This is a genomic window from Daejeonella sp. JGW-45, assembly GCF_029360805.1.
In the GTDB taxonomy this organism is placed as follows: Bacteria; Bacteroidota; Bacteroidia; order Sphingobacteriales; family Sphingobacteriaceae; genus Daejeonella.
In genome coordinates this window covers 465,207-483,816 of sequence record NZ_JARKNC010000002.1, presented here as the reverse complement: position 1 = coordinate 483,816, position 18,610 = coordinate 465,207, and the positions used below count along the sequence as shown (strand labels likewise).

17 protein-coding genes are annotated in these 18,610 nt (G+C 43.4%); 9 read left to right on the top strand and 8 right to left on the bottom strand.

Features of this window, described 5'->3' with window-relative positions; genetic code table 11:
* Positions 1-2: 2 nt before the first annotated feature.
* From P2W76_RS05250 to dprA, 4 genes are all read left to right on the top strand, one after another.
* Positions 3-1,118, top strand: coding sequence for a glycosyltransferase (locus tag P2W76_RS05250; RefSeq protein WP_346429823.1), 1,116 nt, complete (start codon positions 3-5; stop codon positions 1,116-1,118).
* A complete protein-coding gene (locus P2W76_RS05245; protein WP_276346503.1) occupies positions 1,109-1,723 on the top strand; it encodes a sigma-70 family RNA polymerase sigma factor in 615 nt (204 codons plus the stop codon). Before P2W76_RS05250 ends, P2W76_RS05245 begins: the two co-directional genes overlap by 10 nt.
* Complete coding sequence (rsmG, locus tag P2W76_RS05240; RefSeq protein ID WP_276346502.1) at positions 1,713-2,339, top strand: 16S rRNA (guanine(527)-N(7))-methyltransferase RsmG; 627 nt, start codon at positions 1,713-1,715, stop codon at positions 2,337-2,339. The genes P2W76_RS05245 and rsmG overlap by 11 nt, the downstream gene beginning before the upstream one ends.
* 198 nt (positions 2,340-2,537) lie before the next feature.
* Positions 2,538-3,632 carry a DNA-processing protein DprA gene (dprA, locus tag P2W76_RS05235; protein WP_276346501.1) on the top strand — a complete coding sequence of 365 codons (1,095 nt, stop codon included), beginning with the start codon at positions 2,538-2,540 and terminating at the stop codon, positions 3,630-3,632.
* A gap of 8 nt (positions 3,633-3,640) precedes the next feature.
* Here dprA and P2W76_RS05230 read toward each other — a convergent pair whose 3' ends face one another.
* The 4 genes from P2W76_RS05230 to sppA all read right to left on the bottom strand — a co-directional run bounded on the left by P2W76_RS05230 (position 3,641) and on the right by sppA (position 8,637).
* Positions 3,641-4,141: a histidine phosphatase family protein gene (locus tag P2W76_RS05230; protein WP_276346500.1), complete on the bottom strand. Its 501-nt coding sequence runs from the start codon at positions 4,139-4,141 to the stop codon at positions 3,641-3,643.
* The gene (locus tag P2W76_RS05225; protein WP_276346499.1) at positions 4,134-5,111 is read right to left on the bottom strand and encodes a glycosyltransferase family 9 protein; all 978 of its coding nucleotides are present in this window, start codon (positions 5,109-5,111) and stop codon (positions 4,134-4,136) included. Before P2W76_RS05225 ends, P2W76_RS05230 begins: the two co-directional genes overlap by 8 nt.
* Before the next feature lie 2 nt (positions 5,112-5,113).
* Positions 5,114-6,787, bottom strand: a complete 1,674-nt coding sequence (locus tag P2W76_RS05220; RefSeq protein WP_276346498.1) for a DNA polymerase/3'-5' exonuclease PolX — start codon at positions 6,785-6,787, stop codon at positions 5,114-5,116.
* 83 nt (positions 6,788-6,870) lie between these two features.
* The gene (gene sppA, locus P2W76_RS05215; RefSeq protein WP_276346497.1) at positions 6,871-8,637 is read right to left on the bottom strand and encodes a signal peptide peptidase SppA; all 1,767 of its coding nucleotides are present in this window, start codon (positions 8,635-8,637) and stop codon (positions 6,871-6,873) included.
* A gap of 86 nt (positions 8,638-8,723) precedes the next feature.
* Between sppA and folK the strand changes: the two genes are divergently transcribed.
* Positions 8,724-9,206 carry a 2-amino-4-hydroxy-6-hydroxymethyldihydropteridine diphosphokinase gene (gene folK, locus P2W76_RS05210; RefSeq protein WP_276346496.1) on the top strand — a complete coding sequence of 161 codons (483 nt, stop codon included), beginning with the start codon at positions 8,724-8,726 and terminating at the stop codon, positions 9,204-9,206.
* Positions 9,207-9,213: 7 nt separating this feature from the next.
* The gene (locus tag P2W76_RS05205; RefSeq protein WP_276346495.1) at positions 9,214-9,582 is read left to right on the top strand and encodes an Hpt domain-containing protein; all 369 of its coding nucleotides are present in this window, start codon (positions 9,214-9,216) and stop codon (positions 9,580-9,582) included.
* A 5-nt stretch (positions 9,583-9,587) separates the two neighbouring features.
* Here the strand turns inward: P2W76_RS05205 and purS are convergent, their stop codons facing one another.
* The 3 genes from purS to rho form a co-directional block, all read right to left on the bottom strand.
* Positions 9,588-9,839, bottom strand: a complete 252-nt coding sequence (gene purS, locus P2W76_RS05200) for a phosphoribosylformylglycinamidine synthase subunit PurS (protein WP_276346494.1) — start codon at positions 9,837-9,839, stop codon at positions 9,588-9,590.
* Positions 9,836-10,525 (bottom strand): CDP-diacylglycerol--serine O-phosphatidyltransferase, encoded by a 690-nt coding sequence (gene pssA / locus P2W76_RS05195; RefSeq protein ID WP_276346493.1) that lies wholly within the window; start codon positions 10,523-10,525, stop codon positions 9,836-9,838. Before pssA ends, purS begins: the two co-directional genes overlap by 4 nt.
* Positions 10,526-10,623: 98 nt before the next feature.
* Positions 10,624-12,267, bottom strand: coding sequence for a transcription termination factor Rho (gene rho, locus P2W76_RS05190; protein ID WP_276346492.1), 1,644 nt, complete (start codon positions 12,265-12,267; stop codon positions 10,624-10,626).
* A gap of 234 nt (positions 12,268-12,501) precedes the next feature.
* Here rho and pyrF point away from each other — a divergent pair, with 234 nt between their 5' ends.
* Together pyrF and P2W76_RS05180 are read left to right on the top strand one after the other, a co-directional pair.
* Positions 12,502-13,338: an orotidine-5'-phosphate decarboxylase gene (pyrF, locus tag P2W76_RS05185; RefSeq protein WP_276346491.1), complete on the top strand. Its 837-nt coding sequence runs from the start codon at positions 12,502-12,504 to the stop codon at positions 13,336-13,338.
* A gap of 147 nt (positions 13,339-13,485) precedes the next feature.
* On the top strand, positions 13,486-14,766 hold the full coding sequence (locus P2W76_RS05180; protein ID WP_276346490.1) for a DUF2851 family protein: 1,281 nt from the start codon (positions 13,486-13,488) through the stop codon (positions 14,764-14,766).
* A gap of 358 nt (positions 14,767-15,124) precedes the next feature.
* On the opposite strand, the gene P2W76_RS05170 is transcribed toward P2W76_RS05180, so the two are convergent.
* Positions 15,125-15,772: an ankyrin repeat domain-containing protein gene (locus tag P2W76_RS05170; protein ID WP_276346487.1), complete on the bottom strand. Its 648-nt coding sequence runs from the start codon at positions 15,770-15,772 to the stop codon at positions 15,125-15,127.
* 295 nt (positions 15,773-16,067) lie between these two features.
* Here P2W76_RS05170 and P2W76_RS05165 point away from each other — a divergent pair, with 295 nt between their 5' ends.
* Positions 16,068-18,608, top strand: a complete 2,541-nt coding sequence (locus tag P2W76_RS05165; RefSeq protein ID WP_276346485.1) for a DNA translocase FtsK — start codon at positions 16,068-16,070, stop codon at positions 18,606-18,608.
* Positions 18,609-18,610: the final 2 nt, after the last annotated feature.

Here is an 18,610-nt window from a genome sequence, read left to right as displayed (position 1 = left end):
GCGTGGACTATTTGTATATCCTTCTTTTAGTTGTTTTTCAGATTTGCTTTTTTATTCAACTTTACTACTTCATTGTAATCCAGCAGAAGTTAGCTTCTTATCAGGTCTCAGAACCGGGGACCTATACCACAGGTCCCGTTTCTGTTATAATTTGTGCCAGGAACGAACTTGAGAACCTTAAGAAAAATTTGTCTTTTTTTTTAGAACAGGACCATCCCGACTTTGAAATTGTACTGGTAAATGATTGCTCAAATGATGGCACTGATTGGTATCTGAAGGATCTGTCGGCAAAGCATAAAAATCTTAAAGTCGTTACGCTGACTGATCACCCGCGGTTTAAGCATGGAAAGAAGTTTGCCGTAACTTTAGGTATAAAGGCGTCGAAGAATGAAAATATGGTATTTTCAGATGCTGATTGCCGGCCAGATTCTAATCAGTGGCTGGCCAGGATGCAGCACAATTTCCGGGATAATGCCGAGATCATACTTGGATATTCGCCCTACGAACGACGAGGCGGCTTATTAAATTTGATTATCCGTTTTGAAACATTTTCTACCGCACTGAATTACTTTTCCTTTGCCCTGTCCGGTAGGCCGTATATGGGGGTGGGAAGAAATATGGCCTATAAAAAATCCTTGTTTTTTAGAGGAAAGGGCTTCGCCTCTCATATGCATGTGATGTCGGGTGACGATGATCTTTTTGTGAATCAAAATGCAACAGGCGAAAATACGGTTATCGAGATTCATCCCGAATCTCACATGTGGTCAGAGCCTAAGCATACCTTTACCGCCTATTTTCGTCAGAAAGTAAGACACCAGGGTGCAGGAAAATTATACAAGTCGTCACATAAGCGAATGCTGAGTTGGCAGGCGGCATCCGGTGCTGTTTTTTATCTGGTACTTATCGGCCTGATCATTCTTCAGGCACAGTGGTGGCTGCTCTTATCGATTTACCTGTTAAGGTTAATTGTTCAGCTGTTTGTTTACGCCCCCGCCCTGAAAAAGCTCCGTTGTTTCGACTTGATCTGGTGGTTGCCTGTATTAGATTTCATTTACTACTTTTATATAATGGTTCTTAGCTTTGTAGCGCTTTTTAAGAAAAGATTGGAATGGAAGTAAACCCTAGCTTTTCGCCTAATGCGAAGAATGACTTTAATGTGGTTTGCAGAGCCAGGGATGGCGATCAGAAAGCATACGCAGAACTGATGCAGCGCTATAAAGACTCCATATATTTTATGGCGCTGAAGATGGTAAATAATAAGGATGACGCGATGGACCTGACCGTTGAAACCTTCGGGAAGGCATTCGAAAACTTAGACAGGTACAAGCCGGATTTTGCCTTTAGTACCTGGTTATTCAGGATTGCCACTAATAATTGTATAGATTTTATTAGGAAAAAACGGATAAATGTTGTTTCGCTGCACACCCTGGCCGACGATGATGGTGATGAAAGGCAGTTCGAGGTTCCTTCGGAAAGCCTGAATCCGGAACAGACTTCAATCAAGAAGCAGGAGAACGAAAAGCTCAAGAATATTGTAGATCAATTGCCTTCGCGGTACCGGACCCTTATTATTTTACGGTACTTTGAAGAACAATCCTATGAGGAGATCTCAAAGCAATTGGATCTGCCGCTTGGAACGGTAAAAGCGCAATTGTTCCGTGCCCGCGATTTACTGGCCAATGTTATGAAACGAAATAAGAACAACCTTCGAAGTGACTTCTGACCTGATATTGCATTATTTCCCGGATCTGAGCCAAAAGCAGAAAGATCAGTTCGCTGAACTTGACAATCAGTACAGGTTCTGGAACGCCCGTATTAATTTGATTTCGAGAAAGGATATCGATATGCTATATCTGCATCATATCTTGCATTCTCTGGCTATTGCCAAAGTAGTCAGTTTTCTGCCAGGGGAAAAGATATTGGATGTCGGTACCGGCGGAGGGTTTCCTGGGATACCATTAGCAATTCTGTTTCCTGAAACTCATTTCCATTTGGTAGATTCCATTGGAAAGAAGATAAAGGTTGTTCAGGAAGTTGCTGCGGCTATCGGTTTGAGTAATGTAAGAGCAACTCACGCAAGGGCCGAACAGATCGATGATAAGTTTGATTTCGTGGTGTCAAGGGCAGTTACAAGGCTGTCGGAATTCTACCCATGGATAAAAGGCAAGTTTGTAAAGGAATCAAAAAATAGCCTGCAGAAGGGTATATTATATTTGAAGGGTGGTGACCTTGCTGAGGAAATAAATGAATCCCAGTTAAAAGCACAGCTTATCCCTCTTACCGATTATTTTAAGGAAGACTATTTTGAAACCAAGTTCGTAGTCTATATTCCGCAATAAGAAGCGAGTAAAGAGATGCGAGTCACGTGTTAATGTCTAATTGATTAGGAGATGCCAGTCACATGAACACCTATTCTCTGTTTCCCATTCCCCATTCCCCATTTCCCATTTTCCGCTTCCCCCATACCGTTTCCTTACTACTGCGCACATAAGACTTAAATTTTTGGCTTGTTCTGAAAATATGTGGATTTTGAATTCATGTCTGTCCTGCATCAAATCGCACTTTCCTGTATAACGGGGATCGGTTCTGTCCTGGCCCGAAATCTCATTAGCTGTTGCGGAAGTCCTGAAGAGGTTTTTCTGACGCGCAGGAAAGCTCTCAGTAAGATTCCTGGCATCGGCCCGAAAACCGTTGAGCTAATAGAAAATCACAAGGCTTTTGAACGAGCGGAAAAGGAACTGGCTTTTGTCGAGAAATATAAAATCAGAACGATGTTCTTAACCGATGACGAGTACCCAAAAAGGCTTAGGAACTGTTTTGATGCACCCGTTATGATGTATTTTAAAGGTAATGCAGATTTGAACCCGTCAAAAGTAATTAGTGTGGTAGGCACAAGGAATTCGACTGATTACGGAAAGGATCTGTGCCGGCAGCTGCTGGCAGACCTTCGGGTTCATAATCCTTTAGTGATCAGCGGCCTTGCGTATGGTATAGATTTTCTGGCTCATAGGGAGGCGCTAAAGAATTCGATGTCAACTATAGGAATTATGGCTCACGGCTTGGATCGTATCTATCCCTCTCAACACAGACCCCTGGCAGAAAAGATGATAGCGCATGGCGGCTTGCTAACTGAGTTTATGTCTGGTACTGTTCCAGACCGGGAAAATTTTCCCAAACGAAATCGGATTATAGCTGGTCTGGCCGATGTTACAATTGTGGTTGAGGCCAACATTAAAGGCGGTGCTTTAATTACCGCAGAGCTTGCAAATTCGTACAACAGGGATGTTTTTGCCTACCCCGGAAGGGTCACCGATGAATATAGTTCCGGATGTAATCTTCTGATAAAAACTAATCGTGCCAACCTGCTAACAAAGGTGGCCGATCTGGAATATATTTTAGGCTGGGTACAATCTCCCCCGGCGGCCCAGAACCCGCAAATTAGCCTTGCTATTGATCTTACAGACGATGAAAGAACGATCGCTGGCATCCTGCTGGAAAAAGGAAATGTTGATATAGACGAATTATTTATCCTGTCAGGGCTTCCTCAAAGCAGACTTATGGTAAATATATTAGGAATGGAAATGAGGGGGCTGATAGTGAGTCTTCCAGGGAAGGTCTATAAGCTTGCTTAGGATTAGCTTTACGCCTGCTCATTTTTTGGATAATCATAAAACGCAAGTTCGCCTGTGCCCGCACTGACCATCTTCCAATCATCGAATGGAAACCGGATAAGTGCCACGCCGCAGGTTGGGATATTATACAGATCTTTATTACACAGGCTCGTAACCAGGTTGGTTATGCCTGGATTGTGGCCAAAGAGAGCTGTAAATGAATAAATATTATCCAGTGAATTAATAATGCTCATCAACTCGTGAGGGAAAGCTTCGTAGATCTCTCGATTTTGAATTATAGCTGATTCTTCAATTCCCAGCTCCTTCGCAAAATAGCGGGCGGTTGCTATGGCCCGGACTGCTGAGCTGCTCACAATTTGTTCGGGAATAATATTCTTTTTCACAAGCCGCCTTGCCATTTCAGGAGCGTTTGCCTTGCCTCTTGAATTAAGCGGGCGTTTAAAATCCGGGAGTTGTATGTCGTTCCAATCAGATTTTGCGTGGCGGACTAACAAGAGTTGTTTAGGCATTGGCTTGCTGGCTAATTTTTGTAAGATCAATATTATTCATGCATTTGAAGTGCCCTCTTGGACATTTTTCGTACCCGATTTTAGAACATGGCCTGCAGGGCAAGCCCTCTACCTCAAACATACAAGAATCATCTGTCATATAAGGATACATTCCAAATTCAGGCACAGTATTGCCCCACACGGATAAAATAGTTTTTTTAAATGCAGCTGCGATATGCATGAGGCCCGTATCATGAGTAATAACACATTTCGCCATCTTAACCAGGAAAGCAGACTGGTCTAGCTTGAATTTTCCGCAGCCGTTAAACACATGCTGTCCGGCTGCTGCGGTTATGGTTTCGCCACGTGCTGCATCTTCGGCCCCTCCCAGAAGCACGACAGGCTGTTCGATTAACCGGCATAGCTCTATTAACCGGTTGGTTGGAAGTCTTTTCGTAGCATGTTGCGCTCCAATCACTAAGGCTATGTAGTGCTGATGCGAAGGAGGGAGTAACAGGCTTAGGGAATGATTATTAATTAGAAAATAATCGAGGCCGGCGCCGTCGTTTTTCACCCCGAGAAACTCTACAGTTTCCATGTACCGGTCAACGATATGCTTTTTGGGAAGAAAGTTCATGCCTGTATTAACTAAAACCCATTTCTGCCAGTTAAGTTTGTCGAAAGATACTGATGGCCGCCCGAGTTTCTTTTTGATGATGAAGGTTCTCACATTATGATGAAGATCTATAATGTGATCAAAGTTTTCAAGCTTCAGCCTGCCGATCGTATCATTCAGCGATTCTGCTAAAAAATGAAGCTTGTCGATGTAAGGATTACCAGCAAGCACCGGCTCATATGCTTTCTTAGTGAGATAATGCAGTTCAATATTGCTGACCTGCTTCTGCAGGCATCTTATAACAGGCGTGGTCAGTACGATGTCCCCGATGGAACTGAATCTGATAACAAGGATTTTTATCTTTTTGCTTTCCAAAATCAGCTTCTTTTTCGCCTGTTAAAAATTTCCTGCACTTGTTCTTTGTTCATAGCATTTAAACAGTTGAGTTTTGACAAACCTCCTTTTCTTGCTATGAGGGTGCCGTAACGCATATCGTAAAAACCTTCCTTGCGGTGTGCGTCCGGATTAACTGATAAAAGAATACCTTTTTCAATGGCGTATTGGTGCCACCGCCAGTCCAGGTCAAGCCTTAACGGATTGGAATTTATCTCAATAATTACCTGGTTTGCCGCACAGGCGTCTATAACTTTCCGGTGATCGATAGGGTAACCGCTTCTGCTCAGGAGAAGTCTGCCGGTAGGATGGCCAAGTATGGTAGTAAAAGGGTTCTCAATAGCCTTTATTAATCTTTCCGTTGCCTTTTCCTCATTCATATTGAGGATCGAATGTATTGAAGCGACTACAAAATCGAACGTCTCCAGCACGTCGTCCGGGTAATCGAGCGATCCGTCGTACAGAATATCTGATTCAATACCTTTGAAAATATGAAAAGGGGCAAGCATCTTATTTAGTCCGTCGATTTCCCTTTGCTGAGCAGCTACCCGGACTTCATTTAAACCGTTGGCATAAAATGCCGACTTTGAGTGGTCGCAAATGCCCAAATAGTTCAGATTCAATTCATCCCGGCAGAATAGCGCCATTTCCTCAAGCGTATGTACTCCGTCACTCCAGGTACTGTGATTATGTAATGTGCCCTTCAGATCCCCATAAGCTAATAGATCAGGAATTTTATTTGTCGCTGCGAGTTCAAATTCGTTAAGTCCCTCGCGGAGCTCAGGTTCAATATAAGGCATGCCGGCAAGTGAGTAAATTTCCGGCTCGCTTTTATAAGCGACGTCAACATTCACTAGTTTCAATGCCAATTCGTCGGTATGCGATTTGCTTCCTGTATTCAGGATCATCTGCCAGCCCATATCCGCACTGCTGCAAAAGATAAGCTTGATCTTAATACCAGCATCGGTGATGCAGTCTATGCTATTCGCGGTGACAAATTCAGGCTTCAGGCCTAAAATTTCCATTGCCTGGGGGACACTACCGGTAAGTTCAGCAATTATAAGAATATCGAGCGAATCAATAATTTCGCAACGCCGGCGGTACTGGCCGGTAATGAAAACCATTTCTGTTTTAAATTCAGCTTTAAGTTTCCGATGAAGATCCTCGGTGAAATGCTCTATCCCGGCGTAAAGGAAACGGCCGTCGCTGGCCATATTAAATTCGATGGTTTTCCTTATTTCTTCCTGTGTTTTCAGGCCGAAGCCTTTTGCTTCGATCAGCCTGTTCTCGTTGCAGGCGTAGTAGAGCTCGCCTACACTCTCAATTCCCAGCTCTTTCCATATAACAATAACCTTCTTCGGCCCCAATCCTTTGATTCTCATCATCTCCACAATCCCCGGAGGTGTCTGAGCCAAAAGCTCGCTTAATTCTGAAATCGTATTGGTTTGAGTTAAAGCCCAGACCTTTGAAGCGATGCTTTTACCTAAGCCATCAATCTGTTCCATTTCAGCAAGGGTTTTTCCAATAATGGGATAGGGGAGTTTATCAATTTTAAAAGCAGCGTTCGCAACAGACTTAACCTTGAAAGGATTTTCATCATGAAGCTCCATGAGCTGGCTTAGAAGACGTAAAGTTCTCGCTATTGATTTGTTTTCCATGAATTGTGGTAAGCCCAAAAATAAGCAACCCTGCCCTGAAAAGGGAAGGGTTGATATAATAATTATTGTACAGTAACCTGAATCTACTTAATAGTAATGTTATAAGGCATTCTGGCCTGGATCCCCGAAAGGCCTATCGCCGATTTTAATTGCTCGTAATAGGTGAAATTATCCCCCAGCTCTCTTCGGGCAAAGTAAACGCGGACTTTGTCAGCCGAGTCATTAAATAACGATTTTAGGGGGTCAACCTGTGCAGGATAACTGACTATCCTGTAGTCTTTCAGGTTAGCTTTTTTAGCGGCCGATGCAATGGCATCATCAATATCACCAAGCCTGTCGACGAGCCCGTTCTTTAAAGCCTCGGTTCCGCTCCATACCCGGCCCTGGCCGATGCTGTCGACATAAGCCTGCGACTTGTTGCGTCCATCAGCAACTTTTTTTGTGAATGTATTGTAGATATTGTTAACCTGGTGCTGGATGATCAATCTTTCAGCGTCTGTAAGAGGGCGGCTTACATCTCCAAGATCGGCAAAGGTACCAGTCTTAACACCGTCGAAGGTTATCCCGAGCTTATCATTAAAGAATTTCTGCATATTAGGAATGATCCCGAAAACCCCGATTGATCCAGTGATTGTGTTCGGCTGGGCGAAGATAGAATCTGCAGCGCAGGCAATGTAGTACCCGCCCGAAGCAGCAACATCACCCATTGAAACAATAACCGGCTTTACCTTTTTGGTGAGTACCACTTCTCTCCACATGACATCTGAAGCAAGCGCACTTCCGCCGGGTGAATTCACCCGGAGCACAACCGCTTTGATCTTATCGTCCGTCCGTGCTTTACGAATAGCCCTGGAAATCCTTTCAGACCCCATGGCCTTATCGCTGCCTTCGCCGCTTATTATTTCACCGTTGGCATATATAACGGCGATCCTGTTTGAGGAGCCGGTACTTTTCTCTTCGGTTGGAGCATATTCTTCCAGGCTAACAGACTTCACATCCTTCTTTTTATCAATACCTGTACGTGATTTCAACTCATCAAGTACCTGGTCTTTGTAGCGTAAGCCATCAATCATCTTAAAAGTGACAGCATCTTTAGGATCCCGGATCTTTGCGCTGTCGGCAAGTGAGAACAAGGTTGCCTTTGGGATTTTCCGGCTTTCTGAAATTTCAGAAAGAAAGTGATCGTACATAGATCCCAGAAATGAAGTTACCTGCTGACGGTTAGGCTCGCTCATTTTATCCAGGATAAAAGGCTCCACCGCGCTTTTGTATGTGCCAACCTTAATAACCTGGGCTTCGATACCTAATTTATCCAGCGCGCCTTTAAAGAAGACACTTTCTGAGCTTAAGCCCCTGAAATCCACTATACCCTCGGGGTTCAGGTATATTTTATCAGCCGCCGTTGCGAGATAATACGCACCCTGCGAATAAACCTCGCTATATGCAATGATAAACTTTCCGCTTTTTTTGAAATCAATAAGAGCGTTCCTGATCTCCTCGATCGTAGCAAAACCGGCTGATAGTGATGAGGCGTCAAGATAGATGCCTTTTATATTCTTATCGGTCTCAGCAGCTTTTATACCACCGATGATCTCTTTGAGCCCGAGGTTTTTTTTGCCCTCAAATCCCATAAAATCAAAGGCTGCCAGCGGATTTTTGTCAGTCCTTTCGGAGATAGGATAGTCCAGGCTGATGTGAACCACGCTATTTGATGCAACCTCAACTTTTCCGTCCTTCCCGGCCGAGGCCACGATGGCTGTTACGAAAACGATAAAAAGAATAAACAGTGCAAAAAAGGAGAGTATCACGCCCACCATCGAAGCAAAAACAAATTTGAAAAATTCTTTCATATAAGGGTCAAAATTTCTAACTATGCAAGTATACTAAAATACAGAGTCTCAACACGCCGATTTGTTACAGAGAGCTTTAAAATAGCATGTATAACACATATTTGATATTAGGAAGCAATCTGGGCGACCGGCGAAAATACCTTACGGAGGCTGCTCGCCTTATAAGCGAAAGACTGGGTATCATAAAGGCGCGCTCATCTGTTTACCAGACGGCTTCATGGGGGGTGCACGATCAACCGGATTTCGTAAACCAGGCACTTATGGTTGAAACAGAATTAAACCCGGAAGATCTACTGGAAGGGATCCTGAAAATTGAAACAGAACTGGGAAGGGAGAGAAGAGAGAAGTGGGGATCCAGGACCATAGATATCGATATCTTATTCTACGGAAATCGTGTGATAAATAAACCTGATCTAAAGATACCGCATCCTTTCCTTCACGAACGGCGCTTTTGTCTTCAGCCACTGAGTGAAATAGCTCCTGCATACATCCATCCGGTTTTTAACAAATCAATAACCCGTTTATTGGAGGATTTGTCGGATACTTTATTCGTAAAAAAACTATCTTAGCGCTGTTATGCCTGAAAGTTCTAAATCCGAGTTTAAAATTGATCTCTCATACCTGCGGGACGTATCCAGCGGAAGCAACGAGTTTATGGTTGAAATGATAGAATTATTTCTTGATCAGACACCAGGTTACTTTGAGCAGTTAAAACAGTTTATAAGTGAGGAGAACTGGGCTAAGGTTGCGGAAATAGCTCATAAAATTAAGCCAACGCTGGCGTTCATGGGAGCGGATGCCGCCAGAGAGGGAATGGCTGAAATCGAAGCAAATGCGCGCAGCCTTGTTAATACCGAAAAGATAGCCCCCGCATTTAAGTCACTCTACGATTTTAGCGGCGATTTTTTTACTAAGCTTGCTGAAGTAAAAAAGGATCTGCAGTAACCTGATCAGGCTTGGCGTAGATCAAATTCATAGCTTTCCATGATCAGATTTGCCAATAATTTTCTACAGGCCTCATCTACTTTTTGACGTGCAGCAGCCTCATTTTCAGCGTCTACCTCGAGTGTAATATGCTTGCCAACCCTGACATTCTGAATTTCCTGTAATCCCAGGTTTTTCATACTGCCCGTCACTGCTTTTCCCTGAGGATCAAGAATTTCCTTAAGTGGCATTATATTAACTTCGGCTATAAACTTCATTTTGTTGATCTGAAATGGATGAATGATATTAGAAAGTATAAAAGTATTATTAATGGAACAGCGGCAAATTTAAGTAATAGAAGGAGAACGAGCGAGGAAATTACCAAAATATAACGATGGGCGTTCGCATTCAGGTTAAGTCCCTTGAATTTTAAGGATATAAGTTGTATTTCCGAAACTAATAATAGTCCCATCCCAAGGCTAAGTACAACCAGGAACAAGGGACTGCCTGGTAGAAATGACATGAATATACCCTGATCTGCTATAAATGGAAGCGAAGCGATAAGAATAGCATTTGCCGGCGTCGGGAATCCAATGAAATTATCTGATTGCCTGGTGTCAATGTTGAACTTGGCTAACCTCAATGCTGAGAAAATAACAATAAGGAAAGCTGTATAATTAAGCCAGGAAGAGTATGGGTGTGCAGATTGCTGGAAAAGCTGGTATATGATCACCGACGGGAGAAAACCGAAGCTCACCACATCCGCCAACGAATCAAGTTCCTTTCCTATGTCCGAATATGCTTGTAACAAACGTGCCAGCATTCCGTCAAGAAAGTCGAAAACTGCTGCTATAAAGATGGCATACGACGCCCAGTGCAGGTTTCCCTCGAATGCAAATACAACCCCAAGGCAACCGCTGAAAAGGTTCAGGCATGTTACGGTATTTGGGATGTGTTTTTTCATTTTGAGAACAGGTATTAGGCTTTAGGTATTAGGTATTAGGTATTAGGGAATGGGTGAGGCCCTAACGCCTAACGCCTGATGCCTAACACCTAATCCTCCTACGAGTTCATCGATATCAAAAATTCTTCATTCGTTTTCGTACCACGCATTTGCGACTGCAGGAATTCCATCGATTCCTGCGAATTCATATCGGCAAGGTGGTTTCTGAGGATCCAGATTCTCTGAAGCGTATCCTTGTCAAGAAGCAAATCGTCGCGTCGTGTACTCGAAGCTGTAAGGTCAATAGCAGGGAAGATACGTTTATTAGATAATTTCCTGTCCAGTTGGAGCTCCATGTTACCGGTTCCCTTGAATTCTTCAAAGATCACCTCATCCATTTTCGATCCGGTTTCTGTAAGAGCTGTTGCCAGGATCGTCAAAGAACCGCCATCTTCAATGTTTCTTGCCGCACCGAAGAATCGTTTAGGCTTGTGAAGAGCGTTTGCGTCTACACCTCCGGACAAAATTTTACCTGAAGCCGGAGCAACCGTATTATATGCCCTCGCCAAGCGGGTTATAGAATCCAGTAAAATTACTACGTCATGCCCACATTCAACCATTCGCTTCGCTTTTTCTAGGACAATATTAGCTATCTTAACATGGCGTTCGGCCGGTTCATCGAAAGTCGATGAAACTACTTCCGCACGCACGCTTCTTGCCATATCTGTTACCTCTTCCGGACGTTCATCTATAAGAAGGATGATCAGATAGACTTCCGGATGGTTCTTCGCAATCGCATTCGCCACATCCTTCAGAAGCATAGTTTTACCGGTTTTGGGCTGCGCTACGATCAGTCCGCGCTGTCCTTTACCAATTGGCGTGAACAGATCTATTATCCTTGTAGAATGATTTGCTGTGTCAACGAAAAGATTTAATTTCTCAGTTGGAAAAAGAGGAGTGAGGTAATCAAATGGTACCCTGTCGCGGACTTCAGCCGGGATACGGCCGTTGATCGCTTCCACACGCACCAGTGGGAAATACTTCTCACCTTCTTTTGGTGGGCGTATGCTGCCCCTTACCGTATCACCTGTTTTTAAGCCGAAAAGTTTTATCTGCGACTGGGAAACGTAGATATCATCCGGTGAAGAAAGGTAGTTGTAATCTGAAGATCTTAAAAAACCATATCCATCAGGCATTATCTCCAAAATTCCCTCGTTCACTATAACATTATCAAAATCCATGTTTATGACGGGCTCCTGATTTCTATTTTGACTGGGATTATTCTGGTTCGGCTTACGTTCAAATTTTTTCTGGTCTCCCTGCCCTGCAGACTTATCCGAGGGTTTTTCAGAAGCTCCTGCGGGATTAGGCTCCTGGCTTATATTTTGATCTTCAGTTGTTGCCTGAGGTTCAGTGGATTCCCCGACAGCATCTCGCTGGGATATCTCATCTTCTTCGGGGAAATCGAAAGTTCTGGTATTATCAAGGTGTACTTCCTTGTGTTGCTTAGTCTCGTTCTTGCTTTTAACACTTCGCAGCCGTTTGCGAGGTTTCGCTTCTGCGGCAGCTTCCACAGTAACACCGATATCTGCGTTTTGTGCTGTTGTTTCTGAAGTTAGGGGCGATGGTTCGACAGAGCTTTCTATAATCTTATGAATAAGATCTTGTTTACGTAAGGTGTCTGTGTCGGCCACACCAAGAGTTTGAGCAATTTCACGCAGCTCGGAAACGAGCTTATCGTTCAATTTATTACTATCCAGCATTAAATATGGTTTATGTCTTTTGGGAATTTGATTTCAAAAAATTTATCCTGGAGAACGACAACACAAAAAATTACAGAAAATAGATATCTAAGAATTATTGTGATTTCCTGAATTCAGGGATAAATTGAGATTACAGCACAATGCTATACAATAAAATGAAATAATCAAAACTTTTAATTCTTTTTTTGAGGGCAAGCCCCCTTCTTTATTTATTTTCGCTCAAATTTCAAGCCAATGAACAGGAAACAGTTAATAGAGCAGATCAAATTGAAGAAGTCGTTTTTGTGTATAGGGCTTGATACAGACATAAACCTGATCCCCCGCTTCCTTTTAGATTACGCTGACCCCGTGTTTGAGTTCAATAAAAGGATTATTGATGCAACGCACGATTTGTGTGTAGCATATAAACCTAACAGCGCCTTTTATGAAAGCCGTGGGTTAAAGGGGTGGGAGAGCCTTATTAGCACAGCCAATTATATACCTCCAACCTGTTTAGGTATTATTGACGCCAAACGCGGTGATATTGGAAATACATCCGCCATGTACGCCAAAGCGTTTTTTGACCATTCCACTTCGGGGATGAGTTTTGATGCAATAACTGTTGCACCGTACATGGGAATAGATTCAGTTAAGCCATTTCTGGAATTTGAAGACAAGTGGGTTATACTACTCGCCCTTACGTCGAATGAAGGGGGAAAGAATTTCCAATTTATTAATACGGGTACTTCGCGCTTGTTCGAAACTGTTATAGATACAGCAAATACATGGGCTGGCGATGACAGGATGATGTACGTTGTTGGAGCCACGAGGAACGAAGAATTCATCAGCATCAGAAAACATGCTCCGGACCACTTTCTGTTAGTCCCGGGAGTAGGTGCCCAGGGCGGCAACTTACAGGACGTAAGTCAAAACGGTCTTAATGCCGATTGCGGTCTATTGGTGAATTCGTCCCGTTCAATTATCTATGCATCTAAAGACGGCGACTTTGCTGACCGGGCAAGGGAAGAAGCTCTGAAATTGCAGCAAGAGATGAGTGTTTTGCTGGAAGAAAAAGGAATTTGTAATCAGTAACCAGTAAGCAGTAACCGAATACTGATTACTGGTTACTGATTACAGAATACTGACACTTCCCTCAAACTGCAACAACCAGAACCTCAATAAAACCCACCATTCGATCATAAAATAATGTAACTGTGTAACAACGCCGTAGATTAAACTATGGCTGTACCTGAAGACTTTCTCCATTACTTATGGAAATTCCGGCTGTTTGAGCAGAGGGACTTGCGAACTACTTCAGGTGAACCGATCGAAATACTGAAAGTTGGGATCCATAACTCTCACGCGGGACCGGATTTTGAAGGTGCGACGATCAGAATTGGCGGAACTCTTTGGGTCGGAAATGTGGAGATACATTTGCGCTCGTCCGATTGGAGCCGTCATAATCATCAGTCAGATATGGCCTACGACAATGTGATCCTGCACGTCGTAGGGAAGCATGACCAGGATATTGTCCGTTCAGACCAAACGATGATCCCCGTGCTATGCCTGGAGCACCTTACACCAAAGCAGATCACTAATAAATACCTCACACTCATTGAGTGCCTGGATTGGATACCTTGCAGCCGTCAGATAGCCGAAGTGGATGTTTTTCATATAAGGAACTGGCTTTACCGGGTCGGAATTGAAAGACTGGAGAAGAAATCAGCCACGATCAGCTATTTGCTCTCCGAGCTCAACGGAAGTTGGGATGACGCTTTTTACATATTTCTGGCCATAAATTTCGGATTCAAAGTAAATGCGATACCCTTTGAAATGCTGGCGAGGTCTCTTCCGCGGCGGCTCGTTTCCAGATATAAGGATAGACCTCTTCAGATAGAAGCGCTGATTTTCGGGCAAGCCGGATTTTTAAACCAGCCATATCAGGATGAATATCCCAGGTTGCTGACGAAGGAATATTCTTTTCTCAAGAAAAAGCATTCTTTAAGATCAATAGATAACTATCTCTGGAAATATTTAAGGATGCGGCCCGCAAATTTTCCGACAATAAGGCTTGCTCAATTTGCCTCGCTCATTATCAGGTCGAACCATTTGTTTTCAAATGTAATTGCAGAAACAGATATAGCTGCACTGATCAAAATGTTTGATCATCTTCCCGTCAATAAATATTGGGAGAGCCACTACCGTTTTGATACCGATCCCGTTCGCTGCACGTGCCGCTTGGGAAAACAGTCAGTTAACAGCATCCTGATTAATACTGTGGCTGTATTTCTGATGGCCTACGGAAGACAGGTCTGCTCACATGAGCACGTTAACCGCAGCATCATCCTGCTCGAGAACCTCGAACCTGAAACAAATTCCTTGATAAGCCGTTTTAAAGAAATTAACATCCGGCCAGAGAATGCATTTTTCTCACAGTCGTTAATTGAGCTAAAAAAAGCTTATTGCGATCAGAAGAAATGCTTATCTTGTGGCATTGGAATGAAGTTATTGAACATATAAGATGTTACAGGAATTTATAACATATTTTGAGAAACGGTCTTTTGGAGTTTGCACATATCTGGGCGAGCGTTTAAATATTTCCATATCAAAGATCAGGCTATTCTTTATTTATTCTTCTTTTCTGGCGGTAGGGTTTCCTTTGATATTTTATGTTTGTGCTGCACTCGTTCTTGATATACGCCATTTTATAAGGAGAAGAAGAGCTGGAGTGCTGGATCTTTAGGAGTAAGGAATAAAGATAAAAGAATAAAGACATCTATGCGTTAATGAGGATGTAGTCGCTTTAGTCAAATTAGCAGGTTATTGATTTATTTCAGTGGACAAATCTTTGCTCTTTGTTCCTTGATCCTTGCTCCTCTCACGAAAGTATTTTCGCAATTTCCCCAAAACCCTTCTCGGACGCTTTATCTGCCGGAGTTTTACCGTCCTCCATTTTAGCATCTACGTTAGCTCCGGCTTCAAGAAGCACAATCAACAATTCAATATTGCCGTTATGGGCAGCAGAATGTAGAGGAGTGGCTCCCGACATCTGCACTACATTTACATTCGCCCCCGCCTCCAGGAGCATTTTAGCGATCATGTCATAGTTCGATGATACGGCAGAATGGATAGGGTAAACATTATACCCGTTCTGCGACGGAATGTTCGGTTCCGCACCTTTCAGAAGTAATAACCTGACCACATCTTCATTCCCAAAATATGAAGCCAGGCCCAGTGGGCTGAAGCCGTCGTCCGAAAACTCATGGATCAGGGTGGGATTATCTTGCAGTTTTTGCTCTACCAGGTCCTGCTTTCCCAAGGCTGCGGCTTCAAAAAAAGTAATATCGTTAATATATTTTAGTATAATCTCAGACAACTCCGGCTTTTTATAATAACAGCACAACATCAGGGGAGATACCTGAAGGCTTGTTTTTAGCGTTGCGAGTTTGGGATTACCGTTTAGCAGGGCATCCAGCTCATTGGAATTGCCTGTTTGGATGTATTCTTCCAGTAAATCCTGATCCATTATTTCCTGTTTTAAAAGATAAATATCTGTCCGACAATCAATATTAATAAAAATAAACAAAAAAATCCCACTCCTGACCAAGGAGTGGGATCAACCACCTAAACCTAAACTATGTAATATGCTGCCTTAAAAGCGTTATACTGGTTTAAAATATTCTCAGTATAATTACATACCACTTAATTATAAGACTCGCAACCGCCCGTAAGGTTTAAGCCAGGGGGCAAAAAACAGTAAATTCAGTGATATCCGATTATTCTTTTATAAGCTATATTTGTCACTAAATAATTAATATCCGATGCCCTTGAGAGGAAATCAATTCAGAAATGAGAACTCATTTCGTAATGAACCAAAGTCGAAGTCTGCAGCAAAACAAAGGGTTCCGAGGGAAACAGGAGAAGTCATGCCCAAATTCAGGCTGAACGACGATCGCACGGTAAAGATCATCGGCTTATTCTTTCTGATTGTCTCTCTATATTTTATGGTGGCTTTTACCTCCTATATTTTTACCTGGGAGGACGATCAAAGCTATGTGATCGATGCTAATGGAGGCTGGTCTAATTTATGGAAAACACAGGCCGAGCTAGGTGAAATGGGATTGAACCAACCGGTAGTGCAAAACTGGCTCGGCAAGTTCGGAGCTCTCTTATCTCACCAGTTTATTTTTGAATGGTTCGGCGTAGCATCCTTTATTTTTATAGGGGTTTTCTTCGTCGTAGGATACCGGATGCTGTTTAAGATCAAGGTTTTTTCCCTCTCGAAGACTTTGTCATACTCTTTTTTCCTGCTCATATTTATCTCGGTTACCTTAGGTTTTTTCCACGCATTTTTATCTGATTACCCGCACTATTTGGAGGGCGAGTTTGGCTTCTGGACAAACCGGCTTCTTCAGGCCCAGATTGGCGATGCGGGAACTGCCGGTTTGCTCGTGTTCGCTGGATTAGCTGTTCTGATCATTGCTTATAATGTTGACTTCAAGATACCCGAGTGGAAAAAGGAACCCAGATATGTAGTTCCGGAAACTCCGGATAACGTAGAATTGGAAGAGGAGGTGACCTATGCGCCCGTAGAATTTAACCTGCCTAACCGGTCAGGTTCCGAGAACGGCGCTACCAATAAGATTAATCAGAATTTACCGCCGCTTGTTCAAACCGCCGCACAGCCTGAACCCCAGGAACACGTTAATGTGGTGTTAAGTCCGTCGAAGAATGTGCCAATGGAAACAGCGGAGACAGTTGTCAATGAAATTAAGGAATCGCCGGCTTTGGTGATCGAAAGGTCCGAAGAGGAGAAAAAAGCAACTGAACTCGTTGAGCAGTTCGGTATGTATGACCCTACTCTCGACCTGTCGAACTATAAATATCCCCCGCTCGACCTGCTCGAGAACTACGGGTCGAACAAGATCGCTGTAAACGCCGAAGAACTGGAAGCAAACAAAAACAAGATCGTTGAAACCCTTAATCATTACAATATTGAGATTGATAAGATCAAAGCAACCATTGGTCCGACAGTAACTTTATATGAGATAATTCCCGCACCGGGAGTAAGGATCTCCAAAATCAAAAACCTGGAAGATGACATAGCCCTCAGTCTTGCTGCTTTGGGTATTCGTATCATTGCTCCCATGCCCGGCAAAGGCACCATAGGTATTGAAGTGCCTAATCAGCATCCGGAAATGGTGTCTATGCGTTCCGTACTGGCCACGGAGAAATTCCAGAACACCACCATGGACCTGCCGATTGCACTCGGTAAAACCATATCCAACGAGGTTTATATCGCCGATTTGTCTAAAATGCCTCACCTGCTCGTAGCGGGGGCAACCGGACAGGGGAAATCTGTGGGTATTAACTCAATTCTCGTGTCTCTTTTGTATAAAATGCATCCTTCCCAGTTGAAATTTGTGCTGGTAGATCCTAAAAAGGTAGAGTTAACCTTATTCAGGAAGATAGAACGGCATTTTCTGGCGAAACTACCAGGAGAAGAAGACGCGATAATTACCGATACGAAAAAGGTGATCGCCACACTTAATTCCCTTTGCATTGAGATGGATCAGCGCTACGACCTTCTGAAAAATGGGCATGTCAGGAATCTTAAGGAATATAACCAGAAATTCATCAGCAGGAAGCTTAACCCGAATGATGGTCATCGTTTTCTTCCATTTATAGTTCTGATTATTGATGAATTTGCCGATTTGATGATGACTGCGGGTAAGGAAGTCGAAACCCCGATAGCCCGTATTGCCCAGCTCGCGCGTGCAGTTGGAATACATTTGGTGATCGCCACACAAAGACCATCAGTAAACATTATTACCGGTACCATTAAAGCCAATTTTCCTGCCCGTCTTGCCTTCCGCGTTTTATCCAAAATAGACTCACGCACTATACTCGACAGCGGGGGAGCGGATCAGCTCATAGGACGGGGAGATATGCTGCTATCCACCGGCAGTGATCTTATAAGGATACAATGCGCCTTTGTCGACACACCCGAAGTGGAAAAGGTATCGGAATTTATAGGTTCTCAGCGAGGTTACCCTTCTGCCTTTATGCTGCCTGAATATCTGGATGAAAATTCTGAATCGTCCATGAAAGATTTCGATGCGTCAGAAAGAGACCAGTTCTTTGAAGAGGCAGCAAGACTAATTGTCATGCACCAACAGGGCTCTACGTCATTAATTCAGCGTAAACTGAAATTAGGATACAATAGGGCAGGACGGATAATTGATCAACTTGAGGCCGCGGGGATTGTTGGTCCTTTCGAAGGGAGCAAGGCGCGCGAGGTTCTTATACCTGACGAATATTCTTTGGAACAGTTCTTGGGTACATTAGATCAAAAGGATTAGGG